Origin of the sequence: Erwinia persicina, assembly GCF_014838825.1 — a bacterium.
Lineage (GTDB): Bacteria > Pseudomonadota > Gammaproteobacteria > Enterobacterales > Enterobacteriaceae > Erwinia > Erwinia persicina_A.
This window is the reverse complement of the sequence record NZ_JACYMO010000003.1, coordinates 495,949-512,428: the sequence shown is the minus strand read 5'-3', so window position 1 is coordinate 512,428 and position 16,480 is coordinate 495,949. Positions and strand designations below refer to the sequence as shown.

General features: G+C 54.5%; 17 protein-coding genes and 1 other annotated feature. Of the genes, 8 read left to right on the top strand and 9 right to left on the bottom strand.

From position 1 onward, the window contains the following. Positions 1-267 precede the first annotated feature (267 nt). The 3 genes from clpB to rluD form a co-directional block, all read right to left on the bottom strand. Positions 268-2,841, bottom strand: a complete 2,574-nt coding sequence (gene clpB, locus IFU29_RS11510) for an ATP-dependent chaperone ClpB (RefSeq protein WP_191934037.1) — start codon at positions 2,839-2,841, stop codon at positions 268-270. 126 nt (positions 2,842-2,967) lie between these two features. Next, positions 2,968-3,696, bottom strand: coding sequence for a purine nucleoside phosphorylase YfiH (yfiH, locus tag IFU29_RS11505; protein ID WP_191934036.1), 729 nt, complete (start codon positions 3,694-3,696; stop codon positions 2,968-2,970). Further along, on the bottom strand, positions 3,696-4,673 hold the full coding sequence (gene rluD / locus IFU29_RS11500; protein WP_191934035.1) for a 23S rRNA pseudouridine(1911/1915/1917) synthase RluD: 978 nt from the start codon (positions 4,671-4,673) through the stop codon (positions 3,696-3,698). Before rluD ends, yfiH begins: the two co-directional genes overlap by 1 nt. Before the next feature lie 134 nt (positions 4,674-4,807). Here rluD and bamD point away from each other — a divergent pair, with 134 nt between their 5' ends. From bamD to IFU29_RS11470, 6 genes are all read left to right on the top strand, one after another. Further along, complete coding sequence (gene bamD / locus IFU29_RS11495; RefSeq protein WP_062744148.1) at positions 4,808-5,539, top strand: outer membrane protein assembly factor BamD; 732 nt, start codon at positions 4,808-4,810, stop codon at positions 5,537-5,539. Positions 5,540-5,806: 267 nt separating this feature from the next. After that, positions 5,807-6,145 carry a ribosome-associated translation inhibitor RaiA gene (gene raiA, locus IFU29_RS11490; protein WP_191934034.1) on the top strand — a complete coding sequence of 113 codons (339 nt, stop codon included), beginning with the start codon at positions 5,807-5,809 and terminating at the stop codon, positions 6,143-6,145. A gap of 86 nt (positions 6,146-6,231) precedes the next feature. After that, the gene (gene pheL / locus IFU29_RS22820) at positions 6,232-6,300 is read left to right on the top strand and encodes a pheA operon leader peptide PheL (protein WP_187510489.1); all 69 of its coding nucleotides are present in this window, start codon (positions 6,232-6,234) and stop codon (positions 6,298-6,300) included. Continuing rightward, positions 6,243-6,376, top strand: a sequence feature (Phe leader region). Its footprint overlaps the gene before it by 58 nt. A 24-nt stretch (positions 6,377-6,400) precedes the next feature. Next, positions 6,401-7,561 carry a bifunctional chorismate mutase/prephenate dehydratase gene (pheA, locus tag IFU29_RS11480; RefSeq protein WP_191934033.1) on the top strand — a complete coding sequence of 387 codons (1,161 nt, stop codon included), beginning with the start codon at positions 6,401-6,403 and terminating at the stop codon, positions 7,559-7,561. Between the two features lie 116 nt (positions 7,562-7,677). Beyond that, positions 7,678-8,727, top strand: a complete 1,050-nt coding sequence (locus IFU29_RS11475) for an ABC transporter substrate-binding protein (RefSeq protein ID WP_191934032.1) — start codon at positions 7,678-7,680, stop codon at positions 8,725-8,727. Further along, a complete protein-coding gene (locus IFU29_RS11470; protein WP_191934031.1) occupies positions 8,727-9,446 on the top strand; it encodes a substrate-binding domain-containing protein in 720 nt (239 codons plus the stop codon). The genes IFU29_RS11475 and IFU29_RS11470 overlap by 1 nt, the downstream gene beginning before the upstream one ends. Positions 9,447-9,489: 43 nt before the next feature. On the opposite strand, the gene tyrA is transcribed toward IFU29_RS11470, so the two are convergent. Both tyrA and IFU29_RS11460 read right to left on the bottom strand, forming a co-directional pair. Beyond that, positions 9,490-10,611: a bifunctional chorismate mutase/prephenate dehydrogenase gene (tyrA, locus tag IFU29_RS11465; protein WP_062744152.1), complete on the bottom strand. Its 1,122-nt coding sequence runs from the start codon at positions 10,609-10,611 to the stop codon at positions 9,490-9,492. Between the two features lie 6 nt (positions 10,612-10,617). Then, a complete protein-coding gene (locus tag IFU29_RS11460; RefSeq protein WP_191934030.1) occupies positions 10,618-11,697 on the bottom strand; it encodes a 3-deoxy-7-phosphoheptulonate synthase in 1,080 nt (359 codons plus the stop codon). Between the two features lie 310 nt (positions 11,698-12,007). On the opposite strand from IFU29_RS11460, the gene IFU29_RS11455 reads away from it, so the two are divergent. Further along, positions 12,008-12,535 (top strand): GNAT family N-acetyltransferase, encoded by a 528-nt coding sequence (locus tag IFU29_RS11455; RefSeq protein WP_191934029.1) that lies wholly within the window; start codon positions 12,008-12,010, stop codon positions 12,533-12,535. Here IFU29_RS11455 and IFU29_RS11450 read toward each other — a convergent pair. Then, positions 12,470-13,216: a GNAT family N-acetyltransferase gene (locus IFU29_RS11450; RefSeq protein WP_191934028.1), complete on the bottom strand. Its 747-nt coding sequence runs from the start codon at positions 13,214-13,216 to the stop codon at positions 12,470-12,472. The genes IFU29_RS11455 and IFU29_RS11450 overlap by 66 nt on opposite strands. 107 nt (positions 13,217-13,323) lie before the next feature. On the opposite strand from IFU29_RS11450, the gene IFU29_RS11445 reads away from it, so the two are divergent. Continuing rightward, the gene (locus tag IFU29_RS11445) at positions 13,324-14,004 is read left to right on the top strand and encodes a CTP synthase C-terminal region-related (seleno)protein (protein WP_191934027.1); all 681 of its coding nucleotides are present in this window, start codon (positions 13,324-13,326) and stop codon (positions 14,002-14,004) included. A gap of 56 nt (positions 14,005-14,060) precedes the next feature. On the opposite strand, the gene IFU29_RS11440 is transcribed toward IFU29_RS11445, so the two are convergent. From IFU29_RS11440 to IFU29_RS11430, 3 genes are read right to left on the bottom strand one after another with little or no spacing between them, the layout of a single operon-like run. Then, positions 14,061-14,546, bottom strand: a complete 486-nt coding sequence (locus IFU29_RS11440) for an OmpA family protein (RefSeq protein WP_191934026.1) — start codon at positions 14,544-14,546, stop codon at positions 14,061-14,063. Positions 14,547-14,566: 20 nt separating this feature from the next. Next, positions 14,567-15,796, bottom strand: a complete 1,230-nt coding sequence (dgcN, locus tag IFU29_RS11435; protein ID WP_191934025.1) for a diguanylate cyclase DgcN — start codon at positions 15,794-15,796, stop codon at positions 14,567-14,569. Beyond that, the gene (locus IFU29_RS11430; RefSeq protein WP_062744158.1) at positions 15,789-16,334 is read right to left on the bottom strand and encodes a YfiR family protein; all 546 of its coding nucleotides are present in this window, start codon (positions 16,332-16,334) and stop codon (positions 15,789-15,791) included. The genes dgcN and IFU29_RS11430 overlap by 8 nt, the downstream gene beginning before the upstream one ends. Positions 16,335-16,480: the final 146 nt, after the last annotated feature.

Sequence of the window (16,480 nt, the reverse complement as noted above, 5' to 3'; positions counted from 1 at the left end):
TTACGCTTTCCTCCTTCGGAGTCAACTTCTTTTTGAGAAGTTTTTCCGGCGCTATCAGTTACCTGATGCTGCTGACCCGGTAACCTGTAAGCCGTTGTTCCGTGTCAGTGGAGGCGCAGTATAGGGATTTTCTGGCAGCTGACAAGGGTAAATTGCAAAAATACTTTCAAGTGATTACTTTTCACCCAAAACTGCACTTTAACCTCGTTTTATGCTGCTTTAATAAACAGAAATGGGCCAAAGGCCCATTTCTGTTGCTTGCACTGATTATTGATGAGCGACGATAACGCCGTCTTCGACATCCATTTCTATGGTTTTGCCCGGAACCAGCGCACCAGACAGGATCTGCTGAGCCAGCGGGTTTTCTATCTGCTGCTGAATAGCGCGTTTCAGCGGCCTTGCCCCATAGACCGGGTCATAACCATTTTCGCCCAGTTTCTTCAGCGCCTCTTCGGAGATGTGCAGAGTATAGCCACGATCTTCCAGTCGCTGATACAGGCGGGCCAGCTGGATGCGGGCAATAGAAGCAATATGCTGTTCACCCAGCGGATGGAACACCACCAGCTCATCAATACGGTTGATGAACTCCGGACGGAAGTTCTGACTGACGACTGACAGCACCATCTCTTTCATATCGCCGTAGCTCAACGCACCGAAGCGCTCCTGGATTAAGTCTGACCCCAAGTTCGATGTCATTATCACAACCGTATTACGGAAGTCGACCGTCCTGCCCTGCCCGTCAGTAAGACGACCATCGTCCAGCACCTGCAGCAGGATGTTAAACACATCCGGATGCGCCTTCTCTACCTCATCCAGCAGAATGACAGAATAAGGGCGACGGCGAACCGCCTCGGTCAGATAACCGCCTTCTTCATACCCGACATAACCCGGAGGTGCCCCGACAAGACGCGATACCGAATGTTTTTCCATAAATTCGGACATGTCGATACGTACCATCGCGTCGTCGCTGTCGAACATAAAGTTAGCCAGCGCCTTACAGAGCTCTGTTTTACCCACACCGGTCGGGCCGAGGAACAGGAATGACCCGATTGGGCGGTTAGGATCGGCCAGTCCGGCACGGCTGCGGCGAATCGCATTGGATACCGCTTCCACCGCTTCATTCTGCCCAATCACCCGGGTGTGCAGCTCCTCCTCCATACGCAGCAGTTTGTCGCGCTCACCTTCCATCATCCGGTCGACAGGGATCCCGGTCCAACGCGCCAGCACACCGGCAATTTCGACGTCCGTTACGCGGTTACGCAGCAGACGCATGGTTTTGCCTTCATTCTGCGTGGCCGCCGCCAGCTGTTTTTCCAACTCCGGAATTTTTCCGTACTGCAGCTCAGACATCTGACCGAGATCGCCCTGACGACGAGCCTGTTCCATTGCCAGCTTCGCCTGCTCCAGCTCGGCTTTAATATGCTGGGTGCCAGACAGTTCCGCTTTTTCTGCTTTCCACTCTTCTTCCAGCTCAGAGTATTCACGCTCTTTCTGGTTCAGTTCGGTTTCCAGCATCTCCAGCCGTTTGATACTTGCATCGTCAGACTCTTTCTTCAGCGCCTGCTGTTCCAGCTTCAGCTGAATAATACGACGCTCTAACCTGTCCAGTGATTCCGGCTTCGAGTCAATCTGCATACGAATGCTGGACGCGGCCTCATCAATCAGGTCAATCGCCTTGTCCGGTAACTTACGGTCGGCAATGTAGCGATGAGAGAGCGTCGCCGCCGCCACAATCGCCGGGTCAGTGATCTGCACATGGTGATGCAGCTCATAACGTTCTTTTAAGCCACGCAGGATCGCGATGGTATCTTCGACCGTTGGTTCAGCAACGAAGACCTTCTGGAAACGCCGCTCCAGTGCAGCATCCTTCTCTATATACTGACGATACTCATCCAGCGTGGTCGCGCCCACACAGTGCAGCTCACCTCGTGCCAGCGCTGGCTTCAGCATATTACCGGCATCCATTGCCCCATCGGCCTTACCTGCACCGACCATTGTATGCAGCTCGTCAATAAACAGAATGACGTTGCCTTCCTGCTTAGACAGGTCGCTCAGCACCCCTTTCAGGCGCTCTTCAAATTCACCGCGATATTTCGCCCCGGCGACCAGCGCCCCCATATCAAGCGCCAGCACACGACGGCCTTTCAGCCCTTCCGGCACTTCTCCGTTAATGATGCGCTGCGCGAGGCCTTCGACGATGGCCGTTTTACCCACGCCAGGCTCACCGATCAGTACCGGGTTGTTTTTAGTACGGCGTTGCAGCACCTGAATGGTACGGCGGATCTCTTCGTCACGCCCGATAACCGGGTCCAGCTTACCCAGCTCCGCCCGTTCAGTCAGATCGATGGTGTATTTTTTCAGTGCCTGCCGCTGATCTTCTGCTCCCTGGTCGTTCACGCTGTCTCCTCCCCGCATCTGATCAATGGCTTTGCTCAGTTTGTCACTGGTGGCACCGGCGGACTTTAACAGGTCAGCCAGCGAGCCACGGGAGTCGAGCGCCGCCAGAACGAACAGCTCTGATGAAATAAAATTATCGCCCCGCTTTTGAGCCAGCTTGTCGCACAGGTTAAGTACCCGCACTAAATCGGCAGAAGGCTGAACATCACCATCGCTACCTTCCACCTGCGGTAAACGGCTCAGGGCCTGTTCAATGCCGGTGCGCAGTGATGAAACGTCAAGGCCTGCGGTGGTGAGTAATGGACGAACGGATCCGCCTTCCTGATTAAGCAGTGCGCTCATCAGATGCAGAGGTTCGATAAATTGGTTGTCGCGGCCAAGAGCCAGTGACTGAGCGTCGGCGAGTGCCAGTTGGAATTTGTTAGTAAGACGATCCAGACGCATAATTTCCCCCTATCAGGTCAAATTGCTACTGGAGATTAAATGAGGTCATCCCTCAAATTTTTCAAGGTTAATGGCCTGACATTTTGGAGAAAAAAACATCAATCCGGACCGTCTTATGGCGCTAGGTTATATCAGCCAGATCAAACTTGCCATACGGCCAGTGACGCCATCGCGTCGGAAGGAGAAAAATTGCTCAGGCTGTGTATAGGTACACAGGCCATCATCCCAGACGTGACGCACTCCGCAGGCCTGAAGACGATGTTTTGCCAGCAACGATAAATCGGCATAAAACTTTTCACCCGCCGGGCGGAAAGCCACTGAGTCGCCTGGATTTTGTGCAATAAAGGCCTCACGGACTTCCTGTCCGACCTCAAATGCGTCCGCGCCAATCGCCGGGCCCAGCCAGGCAAAAATCTGTGAGGGAGGGGCAGAAAAAGCATTTAATGTCTCTTCGAGTACCCCATTACACAACCCCCGCCAGCCTGCATGAGCAGCAGCGACTTCCTGACCATCCTGGGAACAGAACAATACCGGAAGACAGTCGGCGGTCATCACGGCGCAAACCACACCCGGCGTCCGGCTATAGGCCGCATCCGCCCGTAGTGATGGCGGGACCTTCCAGTCCAGCGTCAGTACCTCTGTGCCATGTACCTGATCCAGCCACTGCGGCATGGAGGGAAGGTCGCCGAGCTCCAGCAGGCGCTGACGATTGGTCTGCACATGCTGCTCGTCGTCGCCCACGTGCGCACCGAGATTGAGGCTGTCCCAGGGGGACTGGCTTACGCCCCCCCGACGCGTGCTGCTGCACGCTCGAACACTGGCCGGAACCTGCCAGCCGGGAATAATCAGGTTCATTACCAGTCCAGCTGCTCTTTGAACTCTTCGGTATCGGCCTTCAGAGCATTGATCAAATCGACCATGTCCTGTGGCAGAGGCGCATGCCATTCCATCTCAATCCCGGTGATCGGGTGATAGAGACGCAGCATCGTGGCGTGTAAAGCCTGACGGTCGAAACCACGCAGAGTACTGATAAAGGCTTCAGAAGCCCCTTTTGGTGGACGAGGACGACCGCCGTAAAGCGGGTCACCCACCAGCGGATGATTGATATGCGACATATGCACACGGATCTGGTGCGTACGCCCGGTTTCCAGCCGCAGCCGCAGGCGTGTATGGGCACGGAAGTGCTCCATGATACGGTAGTGGGTGGTAGCTGGTTTACCCATCGGGTGTACAGCCATGTGGGTACGCTTCGTCGAGTGGCGGCTGATCGGTTGATCGACCGTCCCCCCCGCCGTCATGCGGCCAATAGCAACGGCTTCATATTCACGGGTAAACTCACGCAGTTGCAGCGACTCCACCAGGTGCGTCTGTGCCGGTACCGTTTTTGCCACCACCATCAGGCCTGTGGTGTCTTTATCCAGACGGTGCACAATTCCTGCACGAGGGACATCGGCAATCGCCGGGAAATGGTGCAGCAGTGCATTCAGCACGGTGCCGTCAGGATTACCGGCCCCCGGATGCACGACCAGGTCGCGCGGTTTATTGATCACCAGAATATCGTCATCTTCGTAAACGATGTTCAGGGCAATGTCCTGGGCTTCCCAGCGGGCTTCTTCATCAATTTCTGCATCAAGCGTAATCAGCTCGCCGCCGAGCACTTTTTCTTTCGGTTTGTCGATTATTGCACCATTGACGGTGATGCGGCGGTCGAGGATCCATTCTTTTATGCGGGAACGTGAATAATCAGGGAACAATTCGGCCAAAGCCTGATCTAACCGTTGTCCGAGTTGCGATTCGGATACCGTTGCATTGAGTTTTACTTGTTGTGCCATAAATAAACAGCTTCTTCGTTAACGTTGGGTTTTCACGGCGATGCCGTTTAATATAATGTGCTATCGTACCTGGTCACTACCGGAAGCTTAACGGACAGCTTCCTGAATAACACTCTGAGGATAAGCAAATCGTCATGACGCGTATGAAATATCTGGTGGCTGCAGCCACGTTGAGCCTGGCATTAGCTGGATGTTCCGGCTCCAAGGATGTGGTGCCTGACAGCCCGCCTTCCGAGATCTATGCCACTGCCCAGCAAAAACTGCAGGACGGTAACTTTAAAGGAGCAATAACGCAACTGGAAGCGCTCGATAACCGCTATCCATTCGGCCCTTACTCCCAGCAAGTTCAGCTAGACCTGATCTACGCTTACTATAAAAATGCCGATTTGCCACTGGCGCAAGCCGCCATTGACCGCTTTATGCGTCTGAATCCTACGCATCCAAACGTGGACTACGTTATCTATATGCGTGGTCTGACGGATATGGCGCTGGATGACAGTGCACTGCAGGGCTTTTTTGGTATAGACCGTTCAGACCGCGATCCGACCCATGCGCGTGATGCTTTTAAAGACTTCTCGCAGCTGCTGCGTGGCTATCCAAACAGCCAGTATGCGACGGATGCACGCAAGCGCCTGGTGTTCCTGAAAGATCGTCTGGCGAAATACGAACTGTCTGTGGCGGAATTCTACACTAAACGTGAGGCATATGTCGCTGTGGTTAACCGCGTAGAACAAATGCTGAAAGATTACCCGGATACACAGGCTACACGAAACGCACTGCCACTGATGGAAAATGCTTACCGTCAGCTGCAGCTGAATGCTGAGGCCGATCGCGTGGCAAAAATTATTGCCGCCAATCAGGCTTAAGTTTGAAGTCATAAAAAAGGCAGCCTGCGGGCTGCCTTTTTTTGACCTGAAACGGAGGTAATCCCCTTTTTCCAGTCAGTTTAACTGGTCAACAATGCCATTGAAAACGCCGCCCGACAACCCTCAGAGTCCGATTTATCCTTCCGTCTCACACTTTTCTTCTCCTTGACAAAAAGTGACAAAATAACGTGATTTTGATCACACTTTTTTACCCTTTTCACGGTATGCTGGGTTCACCAAGACGGAAATGACAGAGAGGTAAGCACTATGATTCTGAACATTACCAGTAAGCAAATGGAAATCACTCCGGCTATCCGCCAACATGTCGAAGACCGTCTCGCCAAGCTTGAAAAATGGCAAACTCATCTGATTAACCCGCACATCGTTCTGTCAAAAGAACCGAAAGAATTCGTTGCCGATGCCAACATTAATACGCCAAATGGCCCGCTGATCGCCAGCGCCAAGCATGAAGATATGTACACGGCAATCAACGATCTGATTAACAAACTGGAACGTCAGCTGAACAAGGTTCAGCATAAAGGTGAAGCGCGTCGCGCCTCTGCCAGTGTTAAAGATCTCAGTGTGGTTGAGACTGACGAAGAGTAATTGCTAAAACAGTGATAACGCGCCTCAGGGCGCGTTTTTTATTGACAGAATGAAATTGCAGCGGTTACTTTATCCTTTCTGACTTCATGGATAGCCTGATGAAACAATCTTCGTTTTTCTTCGCATTCTTTTTTACCTTCTTTACCTTCCCCTGACCGGGAGGCTATTCGTCGTGTAAGAAGCAATGCGAAGACGAACAATAAAGCCTCCCCAGCGGGAGGCTTTTTTTTTAGCCACATCTGACAGGTAGCAAATATGAATCCCGAAAATCCTTTGCTGGCTCTGCGCGGTAAGATCAGCGCTCTGGACGAAGAGCTGTTGTCACTGCTGGCCCGGCGCCGCGCACTGGCCATTGAAGTTGCCGAGGCCAAAATGGCCACCCATCGCCCCGTTCGCGACATCGACCGCGAACGTGACCTGCTTGAAAACCTGATCACACTGGGTAAAAGCCACAAGCTGGACGCACACTACATTACGCGCCTGTTTCAACAGATCATTGAAGACTCCGTGCTGACGCAGCAGGCGCTGCTGCAAAAGCATCTCAACAACACGAATCCCCACTCGGCACGTATTGCCTTCCTCGGGCCAAAGGGCTCTTATTCGCACCTGGCCTCACGCCACTACGCTGCACGCCATTTTGATAATTTTATCGAGAGTGGCTGCCTGAAGTTTCACGATATCTTTAATCAGGTAGAAACCGGGCTGGCGGACTATGCCGTGTTACCCGTCGAGAACACCACCTCGGGGTCGATTAACGATGTCTATGACCTGCTGCAGCAAACCAGCCTGTCCATTGTCGGCGAGATCACCCTGCCTATCGATCACTGCGTACTGGTCACCGGTCAAACCACGCTGCAGGAAATTGAAACGGTGTACAGCCATCCGCAGCCGTTCCAGCAGTGCAGCCAGTTTATTAACCGCTACCCGCACTGGAAAATTGAGTACACCGAAAGTACCGCCGCTGCGATGGAAAGAGTGGCGGCGATGAATTCACCGAAGGTGGCCGCACTGGGCAGCGAAGCAGGCGGTGAGCTGTATGGTTTGCAGGTGCTGGAGCGCAATCTGGCCAATCAGCGCCAGAACATTACCCGCTTCATCGTACTGGCCCGCAAGCCGGTTGAGGTGTCATTGCAGGTTCCGGCAAAAACCACGCTGATTATGGCTACAGGCCAGCAGGCGGGTGCGCTGGTTGAAGCCCTGCTGGTACTGCGTAAGCACAACCTGACCATGAGTAAACTGGAGTCACGTCCGATTAACGGCAACCCGTGGCAGGAGATGTTTTATATCGATTTTCAGGGCAACCTGAATACCGAAGACGTGCAGCAGGCGCTACGTGAACTGACGCCCATTACCCGATCCCTCAAAGTACTCGGCTGCTATCCCAGCGAGAATGTTGTCGCTGTCGATCCGCAGTAAGTTTTTGCCCGCCAGTGCTTTACCACTGGCGGTTTTCGTCTTTCCTGCAGAGAAATATTTACGCTGACGCACCATCGCTATATCATTAGATATACAACGATGTTCGAGCAATACTTATGATCTCCCTCACCCGCCTTTATCCTGCATTACTCCTTAGCGTCTTTATGACTTTTTCCGCCCAGGCTTCCAGACTGGTGACCGACCAGCTTGGCCGGCAGGTGACCCTCCCCGACCGGGTCGATCGGGTCGTGGTTCTGCAACATCAGGCGTTAAATCTGCTGGTAGAGCTGAATGCGACAGATAAGATAGTGGGTATCCTCAGCAATTGGAAACAACAGCTTGGCGATGACTATAGCCGGCTGGTCCCGGAACTCAATACCCTGCCCACGCTGGGCGATCTTACTCATGTTGATCTGGAAAAGCTGGTAGCCCTGCATCCCCAGGTGGTCTTTGTCACCAATTATGCCCCACAGGAGATGATCGATCAGATCCAGAGCCTGGGCATCGCGGTGGTTGCCATCTCTCTGCGCAGCGATACGCAACAGGCGAGACAGCTCAACCCACAGCTGAAAAACGAAGAGCAGGCCTATAATGAGGGTCTTGCGCAGGGCATTCGTCTGATAGGGGACGTGGTGGGTCAGCAACCGCAGGCAGAACAACTGATTACCGCCACGTTCAGCCAGCGCCAGCAGGTAGCCCGGCGGCTGCAGGATATACCCGAAAAAGCGCGCGTTCGCGTGTATATGGCTAATCCTGACCTGACGACCTACGGTACCGGTAAGTATACTGGTCTGATGATGGCCCACGCTGGCGCGATCAACGTCGCCGCCGCCACGGTCAAAGGTTATAAGCAGGTTTCCATGGAGCAGATTCTGGCATGGAACCCACAGGTCATTTTTGTGCAGGATCGCTATCCACGGGTGATTGACGAGATCGCACAGCAGCCCGCCTGGCAGGCTGTGGATGCCGTTAAAAACCATCAGGTTTATCTGATGCCGGAATATGCTAAGGCGTGGGGATATCCGATGCCGGAAGCCATGGCACTGGGTGAATTGTGGATGGCGAAAAAACTCTATCCGGCGAGATTTGCCGATATTGATATGCAGCAGCAGGCAGACCGCTGGTATCAGCGTTTTTACCGCACACACTATCGCGGTGGCAACTGATGCTCCCTTTACAGGTGCTGGCAGCAGGCAGCCTGCGCGACGTCTGGCCTGCCATCATCGCTGCATTCCAGCATCACTATCCGGCAGGCATCGTGACGCAGTTTGGTCCGGCAGGTTTACTGCGCCAGCGCATTGAACAGGGCGAACAGTGCGATCTTTTCGTCTCCGCCAGCATGATGCACCCGCTGGCGCTAAAGCGGGCCGGACGGGCACAGGATGTGGGAGTATGTTGTCACAACCTGTTGTGTCTGAACGTCTCTCACCGTATCCCCCCCGCCCCCTGGCTCGAACTGCTGGGCAACCCGGTGCTGCGCGTTGCAACCTCAACGCCGGGATGCGATCCGTGCGGTGATTATGCCTGGCTGCTGTTCGATCGCATTGAGCGGCAATATGCCACTCTCGGTAAACAGTTAAAGCAGCGGGCACTAAAGCTGGTCGGGGGAGAAAAGTCATTGCCTGTCCCGCCGGGTAAACGGGCGTCGCAGTGGATCATTCAGTCGGGCCAGGCAGAGATTTTTATCGGCTATCAAAGCTATGCGCATGAGCTGCAGGCGGCCGACGCCATCAGCACCGTGTTAATCCCTGCTGAATGGCAGACGCGGGCTGATTATGGCTATGCGGTGTGTCGCCCTGTCGGGAAAAAACTGGCCGAGATGTTGTTAACGCAGGAGGGGCAAAAGATTTTAGTCGCGGCGGGATTTGGTACTGTCGCGGGCTGACCTTCTGTTCGGGTCAGCCCGCGACAGCAGGGCATAAGCGTTGTTATGCCCTGCTGTCGTTCGCCTGGCGCAGCAGCGTGCGGCTTTCTGCCTGGAAACGTTGGGCATGGTCACCAAACCAGTGCTCCACGCGGCGGAAACTGTCAATAAACGCCTGCTTATCACCCTGCTCAAGCAGCTTAATCGCCTCACCAAAGCGCTGATAATAGCGTTTGATCAGCGCCAGATTATTTTCTGACGACATGATGATATCCGCATAGAGCTGAGGATCCTGTGCAAACAGCCGTCCGACCATTGCCAGCTCCAGCCGGTAGATCGGTGACGAAAGTGCCAGCAGCTGGTCGAGCTGCACATTTTCTTCCGCCAGATGCAGGCCGTAAGCGAAAGTCGCGAAGTGACGCAGTGCCTGAATAAATGCCATGTTCTGATCATGCTCCACTGCGCTGATGCGGTGCAGGCGCGCGCCCCACACCTGAATCTGCTCCAGGAACCACTGATACGCTTCCGGCTGACGCCCATCACACCACACCACAACCTGCTTTGCCAGGCTGCCGCTATCGGGACCGAACATCGGATGTAATCCTAAAACAGGTCCGGCGTGAGCCGCCAGCATCGCCTGCAGCGGTTTGTTTTTTACCGATGCCAGATCAACCAGAATACAGTCCTGCGGCAGCGGCGGCAGCTGACCGATCACCTGCTCGGTCAGATGGATTGGCACACTGATGATCACCATACCCGCATTGGACAGCATCGCTTCCGCGTTATCCCAGTCCCCTTTATCAAGGATCTGCACCTGATAACCCGACAGCGTGAGCATCTTTTCAAACAGACGCCCCATCTGACCTTTACCGCCCACAATCACCACCGGACGCAGTTCAGGACAAAGCGTTTTAAAGCCTTTATCGTTTTCGCTGGTGTAGGATTCCCGCATCACTCGGCGCAGCACATCCTCGATGAGATCCGGGGGAACACCCAACTTTTCAGCCTCTGCCCGGCGCGACGCCAGCATGGTGGCCTCACGCTCGGGGACGTAAATCGGTAATCCGTAGCGGCTTTTGACCTCGCCCACTTCGGCCACCAGCGCCAGTCGTTTTGCCAGCAGGTCCAGCAGCGCTTTGTCCACTACATCTATTTGATCGCGTAGCGCGGTCAGTTCAGCCACCATAACTCGTTAACCCTCTTGCGACAGACGCGCCGCCAGTACCCCGGTCAAATCCTGATGAATATTACGCAGCAGGTGTTCAGTCGTTTCCCAGTTGATGCACGCATCGGTCACTGAAACACCGTAGCGCATATCACTGCGCGGCTGCTCGGAAGACTGGTTGCCTTCGTGAATATTGCTTTCCAGCATCAGGCCAATAATGGAACGGTTACCATCTTTGATCTGCGCAACAGCAGACTCAGCCACGCCGGACTGGCGACGGAAATCTTTGTTAGAATTGCCATGACTGCAATCTATCATCAAGGAAGGACGGAGTCCCGCCTGCTGCATCTCTTTTTCACACTGGGCCACATCGTTCGGGCCGTAATTCGGGCTTTTACCACCGCGAAGGATCACGTGTCCGTCCGGATTACCCTGCGTTTGCAGCAGGCATACCTGCCCTGCCTGGTTAATCCCCACAAAACGGTGCGGCATTGCTGCTGCGCGCATCGCATTGATCGCCGTGCCCAGGCTGCCATCGGTGCCGTTTTTAAAGCCCACCGGCATGGACAGACCGGAAGCCATTTCACGATGTGTCTGCGATTCCGTCGTCCGTGCGCCAATCGCTGACCAGCTGAACAGATCGCCAAGATACTGCGGGCTGTTAGGATCCAGTGCCTCTGTGGCCAGGGGCAGTCCCATTTCGACCAGGTTCAACAGCAGCTGACGCGCAATATGCAGACCCGCTTCCATATCGAAGGTGTTATCCATGTGCGGGTCGTTGATCAGACCTTTCCAGCCCACCGTCGTCCGCGGCTTTTCAAAATAGACGCGCATCACGATGTAAAGCTGATCGTCAACCTGGTCCGCAAGGGCTTTTAAGTCGCGGGCATAGGCGAGCGCGGCCTCAGGATCGTGAATTGAGCAGGGACCGCAGACCACCAGCAGACGGTGATCTTTACCGCTGATAATGTCAGAAATGGTCTGGCGTGAAGCGGCGATCTGCCCTTCCAGTACGCTGTTCAGCGGAAACTGTTTTTTCAGCTCTTCCGGGGTAATCAGAATCTGTTCGTCAGCGATATGAACGTTATTCAGCGCATCTTTTTGCATGATCGTTATCCTGGGTGATTCGTTTAAAAGGGATCCTCATTGAGGTTGCTGACAACTGTACCAGAATGCGTACATAACACAATCGCATGTTGTACACTTTTATTACCACTCAATCAAACAACAACAAAAAATTTATCATTTACCATGCAAAACAATGATATAAATAAAACACACAAACCAACACCATTAACCAATCTGTAAATAAATAATTACACTCAATTCTACCCTGTTCCCTCTCGTCCTGTTAACACTGCCCGTGTGGCTGGAACGATCTATACTTCCGGCCTGTAGGCCGCTACCGGAGAGCATAATGGAAATCATCGTACGACCTTTTGAACATGCCGATGCCGGAGCCTTTGCTGACGCCGTGCAGGAATCAGTGGCAAGCCTGAAACCCTGGATGGTCTGGGCCCATGAGGGTTATACGCCGGACGAAGCCCGTCGCTGGTTCAGCTACACGCACTGGCAACGTCGTCAGGGGGCCGCTAGTGAGTCAGGCCTGTTTGCCGGGGATGGCCGCCTGTTGGGCGGGGTGGGTCTGCGCTACAGTACGGAGCCAGGCATTCCGGCCGCACTGGGCTACTGGGTACGCAGCAGCGAACAGCGAAAAGGCGTTGCCCGTCAGGCTGTGCGGCTGATCGCTGAAGAAGCCTTTAAACAGCCTGACATCGATGTTATCGAAATTCTTGCGGCTGAGAATAATATCGCCAGCCGTGCGGTGGCCACCAGCGTTGGCGCAGAGCTGATGGCCGTTCGTTACGGCCTGATTGTATTAGACAGCGGGCCGGTCAATACCGCCATCTACCGGCTTCAGCGCCCGCATCAGGCTGCCCAGTGACTGGCGCTGCTGTCCGCTGGCATCGATATTCTCTGTCGACAGCCACCGGGTCAGCACCTGGTTAACCGCCGGCCATTCGCTGTCTATGATAGAAAACCAGTGGGAATCCCGTGAACGTCCCTTACGCACCATCACCTGACGGAAGGTTCCCTCGTAAGTAAAACCGAGACGGAGTGCCGCCTGCCGCGAAGGCGCATTGAGAGCATCACACTTCCATTCACAGCGGCGATAGCCAAGGGTAAAGGTATTATTGAGCATCAGCCACAGGGCCTCGGTGCCTGTTACCGTGCGTTTCATCAGGGGGGACCAGGTCACTCCGCCGATCTCCAGCGATCCATTGACCGGATCAATCCGCAAATACGATACCAGCCCGACCGGTTTATTGCGCTTTGCACAGATAATGGTAAAGGTCACAAACCCGGGCTCTGCCGCACGCTGGCTGAGCCAGACCTGAAAGGCAGCCAGTGAGCCGGGCCGATCTTCCGTCAGCCATGTCCAGTCACTGTCGTCGGGCGCGGAGGCAAAGGCGGTGTAAAGATCTTCGCCGTGCCGTGCGGTATCCAGAGGTTCCAGCCGGCAGTAAAGCCCGACCATCATGGTGGCTTGCGGGACGGGAACAGGCTGCCAGTAAGGCAGTGGCTCGCCAACGGGTTGGCCGTACTGATTGGTTCTCTGCGTCACATCGTTCTCCTTGCGGTGGCAATTTTCCAGCATACGAATAACGCTGGCGTCTTGCCAGTATTGCCGCAGTGCAGTAGCATCCTTTTTTACCTGCACAGGACATACTCATGGTTCGTTTAGCTCTGGTTGGTGACTACCGCGCCAATGCCGTTTCGCATCAGGCCATCCCTAAAGCCATCACGCTTGCTGCAAATTTCTTAAACCTTGATGTCACATCACACTGGCTGCCGACCGCCGCGATTACTGACCGTCGCGCTTTGCTGGATTACGATGCTTTCTGGCTGATCCCCGGCAGCCCGTATGTCAACGATGACGGTGCCTTCCTTACTCTTCGCTACGCCCGTGAAAACAATATCCCGTTTCTGGGCTCCTGTGGGGGGTTCCAGTACGCCATTGTGGAATATGCACGCAATGTGATGGGCTGGAGCGATGCCGGACATGCTGAAACTGACAGCGGTGGGCGTCTGGTGATTGCACCATTAACCTGTTCGCTGGTTGAAAAAACCGGCGATATCGTCATTGAACCGGATACACTGCTGGCGCGGGCTTACGGAAGGACGGAGATCAGTGAAGGATATCACTGTAACTATGGTGTCAATGCGGATTTTGTGGCCGACCTCAAACGTTATCCGCTGCAGATCACCGCTTACGACCGGGAGGGGGATGTCCGGGCAATTGAGCTGCCCGAGCACAAATTTTATGCTGCCACCCTGTTCCAGTCCGAACGGGCTGCCCTGCGCAACGAACTTTCCCCGCTGGTCGTCGAACTGCTCCGCGCCGCCAGCTAGTGATGCCGCTCGCCGGCATATCCGGTCAGCCAGCGAGCGGCATGGCAACACCAGTGTCAGGGAGCGCTGATAACCACCGCGACCCGACGGTTTTCCGCACGGCCCTGCGAGGTTTTATTGCTTTGCACCGGGTCACGGGCACCCAGGCCGCGCGTGGTAATATTGCTGCGCGTCACGCCGGCCCCGCTGGCCCACGCATCGGCTACCACGTTGGCACGCTTCAGCGAAAGTGCCTCATTGTACTTCTCGTCACCGTAGTTATCAGTATGGCCATCAAGACGGGCATGACGCAGGCCACTGGCGGACAACGTTTTTGCCATGCGCTGGACGGTTGCCACACTTTCCGGCGTCAGTTCAGCCTTGTTTTTACCAAACAGAATCTTTTCCGAGATCCCCAGCATCCACCCCTCCGGGACTTCGGTAAAGCCCTGGGCGCGCATAGCGCTGATCTGTTCTGCCGTAAATTTACCCTGCGGCGCAGTCTGGCACCCCGCCAGCACCAGAGCCAACAGCACGCCAGCCATCACGCGTAATATCTTCATCGTCTTTCTCCTGATTCTTATTAGCCAGCCGCACGCTGATGGTGCTGCTGTTTCTCCAGATACATACTGCGATCGGCCGCTTCCATAATGCCTTCTGCCGTTGCCGCCTGACTGGCCACTGCGTAACCAATACTTAACGTCATGACGACAGACTCACCGGAGTTAAGAACGATCGGCTCGGCCATCCGCATAGTGATGGTATCGATTACCCTCTCGATATCCTCATGGTGATTCACCTCATCGAGGATCATGGCAAACTCATCTCCGCCAAAGCGGCATACCAGATAGGTGTTAGCCGCGCACTCAAGCAGTCGCCCGGCTATCGCCATCAACACTTCATCCCCGGCAGCGTGTCCCCAGGTGTCGTTGATATCTTTGAAATTATCGCCATCCATAAACAACAGTGCGGTATGCGTCTTGCGCTCACTGTCACTGAGCACGCTGTCCAGCGCGCTGCGGAAGGCTGAGCGATTTGCCAATCCGGTAAGGGGGTCGTGTAACGCACGCTTCAGCAGTGAATCGCGCTCTTTTTTCTCACGCCGCTGCCATTTCTCAATCTCATTCAACAGGCTGTTAAAGTCCTCACCGAAAACGTGCAGCTCATCGATTTTGGACGGGGGAACCCGTTGCGAGAAATTACGCGTCGCACGAATGTCATGCACCACGCCTGTCATGTTTCTTAAGGCGGCGATAAGGCCGCTGAACAGATGACGGGTCAGCAGAAATGCCACTACCGAGGCGAGCAGCAGGCAGAGGGTCAGTACGCTTAAGGAACGATAAACAAAATCGGTCACGGTGGCGTCTTCTCCGGTCAGCGTGATAGTGCCGATTTGCGCCCCGTTGTGCAGGATCGGTTGCTGAACGGGTTTCGGGAACAACCAGCCAGAAACCAGCCGGGCCAGCGGATCGGCACGCAGCGAGTGCTCATTATCCTGTCCCCAGTGCGCCAGTACCTTACCTTTACTGTCTGCCACAATAGCCGAAGAAAACTGCCCCTGCTTACCCAGCTCCACCAGCGTTTCCATTGCCGCGTTGCCATCACCAAAGACGACTGCGGCTTCCAGACTGTGGCTGACGGTGTAGGCCAGCAGCTGCAGGTTCTTGTCGGCGTACTGGCGAAACGATAGCATTGAGGTGGCAGAGATAAACAGCCAGGCGACGATCATTGTCGTCACCGCGCTGATCACGCTGATACGTGCCAGCATTTTACGAAAGCTGGGCCTGCTCTTCTCTGCTGAAAATTTATCCATGTCTTTCACTCCCTGAAGAGGCCAGCATTAATACATCGGGATGCACCCGAACGCCGCTTCGACCCAGTGAGTCGAGATTGACCGAGAAACTGACGCGGTGGTTAATAAACTTGAGGCAGAATGCACTACCGACTGCACAATCAGGGGTTTGTTCGGCAATGGTCAGCAGGGGCCGTGGCTGATAGCTGTTAATCAGTTCAACCTGCTGATGTGAGGATTCACGACCAAAATAGAGGACATCACACTGCGAGGTCAGCGCCTGCTGCACATCATCGACCTGAACGGCATTCCACACAGCGGGGGGATGCTGGACAGAGGCGCTGATCAGCACTGAAGCATAGTGAGCGGACCGGAAAACACATAACCGGGGTAAGCCGTTCAGATGAGGCCAGCGGGTATAACTGATCATACCGGCTACCGTCTGGCGCACGTCAGACGCTGAAGCCCCCTCTGGCTTTACAGACGACATTTCACTTCTTAACGGTAAACTGATGACACCCAGCAGGATCGACAGTAGCAGTACATATCTTTTCGCCATGAAACCTCTGCAGCCCCGGCCCTCACTCTGGCCCTGTCATCCGGGTTATTCCTCTCTTAAGTTAAGAAATATCCTAACATTCTGTGAAACATTCGTCATCATGTTGAAAAAAACTAAAAAGGCCGACCTCATGGCCAGCCCTGGGT

What these genes read in the sequence shown, in the direction of transcription:
- clpB (WP_191934037.1), bottom strand. Translation starts at nt 2,841, where the DNA reads ATGCGTCTGGATCGTCTTACTAACAAATTCCAACTGGCACTCGCCGAC.
- yfiH (WP_191934036.1), bottom strand. Translation starts at nt 3,696, where the DNA reads ATGAACCTGATTATTCCCGGCTGGCAGGTTCCGGCCAGTGTTCGAGCG.
- rluD (WP_191934035.1), bottom strand. Translation starts at nt 4,673, where the DNA reads ATGGCACAACAAGTAAAACTCAATGCAACGGTATCCGAATCGCAACTC.
- bamD (WP_062744148.1), top strand. Translation starts at nt 4,808, where the DNA reads ATGACGCGTATGAAATATCTGGTGGCTGCAGCCACGTTGAGCCTGGCA.
- raiA (WP_191934034.1), top strand. Translation starts at nt 5,807, where the DNA reads ATGATTCTGAACATTACCAGTAAGCAAATGGAAATCACTCCGGCTATC.
- pheA (WP_191934033.1), top strand. Translation starts at nt 6,401, where the DNA reads ATGAATCCCGAAAATCCTTTGCTGGCTCTGCGCGGTAAGATCAGCGCT.
- IFU29_RS11475 (WP_191934032.1), top strand. Translation starts at nt 7,678, where the DNA reads ATGATCTCCCTCACCCGCCTTTATCCTGCATTACTCCTTAGCGTCTTT.
- IFU29_RS11470 (WP_191934031.1), top strand. Translation starts at nt 8,727, where the DNA reads ATGCTCCCTTTACAGGTGCTGGCAGCAGGCAGCCTGCGCGACGTCTGG.
- tyrA (WP_062744152.1), bottom strand. Translation starts at nt 10,611, where the DNA reads ATGGTGGCTGAACTGACCGCGCTACGCGATCAAATAGATGTAGTGGAC.
- IFU29_RS11460 (WP_191934030.1), bottom strand. Translation starts at nt 11,697, where the DNA reads ATGCAAAAAGATGCGCTGAATAACGTTCATATCGCTGACGAACAGATT.
- IFU29_RS11455 (WP_191934029.1), top strand. Translation starts at nt 12,008, where the DNA reads ATGGAAATCATCGTACGACCTTTTGAACATGCCGATGCCGGAGCCTTT.
- IFU29_RS11445 (WP_191934027.1), top strand. Translation starts at nt 13,324, where the DNA reads ATGGTTCGTTTAGCTCTGGTTGGTGACTACCGCGCCAATGCCGTTTCG.
- IFU29_RS11440 (WP_191934026.1), bottom strand. Translation starts at nt 14,546, where the DNA reads ATGAAGATATTACGCGTGATGGCTGGCGTGCTGTTGGCTCTGGTGCTG.
- dgcN (WP_191934025.1), bottom strand. Translation starts at nt 15,796, where the DNA reads ATGGATAAATTTTCAGCAGAGAAGAGCAGGCCCAGCTTTCGTAAAATG.
- IFU29_RS11430 (WP_062744158.1), bottom strand. Translation starts at nt 16,334, where the DNA reads ATGGCGAAAAGATATGTACTGCTACTGTCGATCCTGCTGGGTGTCATC.